Source organism: Cryobacterium sp. M91 (assembly GCF_002929615.1).
GTDB classification, from domain to species: domain Bacteria; phylum Actinomycetota; class Actinomycetes; order Actinomycetales; family Microbacteriaceae; genus Cryobacterium; species Cryobacterium levicorallinum.
On the sequence record NZ_PJJT01000014.1, the window covers coordinates 1 to 1,755 of the forward strand.

The window sequence follows — 1,755 nt, forward strand, 5'->3', positions numbered from 1 at the left end:
TCGATGGAACGCATGGTGCCGGTACCGATTCCCTCCGCCGAGAGTGCCGCGGTGGGTGCCCCCGAAGGGGTGATGCTGAAACATGTTTCAGCCATGATCACAGCGATTCCAGGGGCACATCGGCATCCGTGAGCCTGGCGCGATCGACCTGGTTGCCGCGCCGGATGATGCCTTGCACGGCTTCGTTGACATCCCAGACATTCACGTTCATTCCCGCCACAACTTTTCCACCCGCGACCCAAAAGGCGATGAATTCGCGGCCAGCCCGGTCGCCTCGATACACCACGTCAGCTCCCTGCGCCAGGGGCCCGAACCCGGAGTACTCCATTCCGACGTCGAACTGGTCGGTGTAGAAGTAGGGGATGTCGTCGAAGGACACCTTCTGGCCGAGCATCGACCGGGCCGCAGCCTTTCCACCATTCAATGCATTGGCCCAGTGTTCGCTGCGCAGTCGCAACTTCGCCACGGGATGGTAGGCATTGGCAACGTCACCCGCTGCGTAGATTGCGGGGTCGCTCGTGCGAAGGGATGCATCGACGGAGACACCGTTATCGATCGTTAGCCCCGCTGAGTCGGCCAGCTTTACGTTGGGCGTGGCACCAATGCCGACCAAGATGAGGTCCGCGGGAATGACCTCTCCGCTGGTGAGTTTCACAGCGGTAGCTCGGCCGTCCTGTCCGAGAATACTGTCAACGGACACCGAGCGTCGCAGAATGACGCCGTTTTGTTCGTGGAGATCGGCGAACATTTGGCCGAGCTCGTCGCCGAGCGCGTTCGCCAAAGGGATCGGGTCGCGTTCGAGAATTGTCACGTCGTTTCCTAGGGTGCGTGCTGTCGCGGCTACCTCCATGCCAATCCAGCCCGAACCGATCAAGATGAGGCGCAGGCTTCCGCCCGCAAGTAAAGGGCGCAGCGTGTCGGAGTCATCGAGGGTACGCAGATAGCGCACCCCGTCGAGGTCTGCCCCGGGAATCGACAGGCGGCGAGATGACGAGCCAGTGGTTAGTAAGAGCTTGTTGTACGCGATGGCCTCACCGGCGGCGGTATGAATGAGCTGGCGAGCGGCATCAATGCGGGCAACAGAAGTGCCGAGGAGTAAGTCCACGTCATGTTCCGCGTACCAGTCCTGGGGATCTACGAATACAGAGTCGCGGTCACTGGATCCGCTGAGATAGTCCTTCGAGAGCGGGGGGCGGATATAGGGCCGGTGCGCCTCGGCGCCGATCAGTTGGATCGGCCCCGTGAAGCCCTCTTCGCGCAGCGTCCTGGCAGCGGACGCACCGGCGAGCCCTGCTCCGACGATGACATAACTCTGAGAATCCGGCATGTTTCCTCTTTACTGGTCTGCTGGCGAGCTTCGTAGCCCAACTTTAGGAGCCTTCCGTTTCTTTTGTCAAGATACTTTGTTTTAGAGTTACGATCATCACTATGAACGAACAATCACGGTCGGACGACATATCCACTATTGCGTCGCTCAGTGACCCGCTACGTCGCGCTTTGTTCGATCTTGTCTCCCAAAGCGCCACGCCGATGGGCCGTGATGAGGCGGCCGAGGCGCTGGGCGTTCCGCGCGGGACTGTGGCGTTTCACTTGGAGAGACTTGCTCGATGCGGGCTGTTGGACACCGGATTCCAGCGCCGAACCGGCCGAACTGGTCCTGGCGCTGGACGGCCCGCCAAGCTGTACCGTCGTGCGGTCAACGAAATCGCCGTGTCCGTTCCGGACCGGCACTACGCTCTGGCCGGAGAGCTGTTG

General features: G+C 61.1%; 2 protein-coding genes. One reads left to right on the forward strand and one right to left on the reverse strand.

Features of this window, described 5'->3' with window-relative positions; genetic code table 11:
* Nucleotides 1-97 precede the first annotated feature (97 nt).
* Nucleotides 98-1,327 (reverse strand): NAD(P)/FAD-dependent oxidoreductase, encoded by a 1,230-nt coding sequence (locus tag CXY80_RS00100; protein ID WP_104131115.1) that lies wholly within the window; start codon nucleotides 1,325-1,327, stop codon nucleotides 98-100.
* Nucleotides 1,328-1,428: 101 nt separating this feature from the next.
* Here CXY80_RS00100 and CXY80_RS18955 point away from each other — a divergent pair.
* Nucleotides 1,429-1,755 (forward strand): helix-turn-helix domain-containing protein (locus CXY80_RS18955; RefSeq protein ID WP_146070588.1); only part of this gene is annotated, 327 nt, incomplete at its 3' end.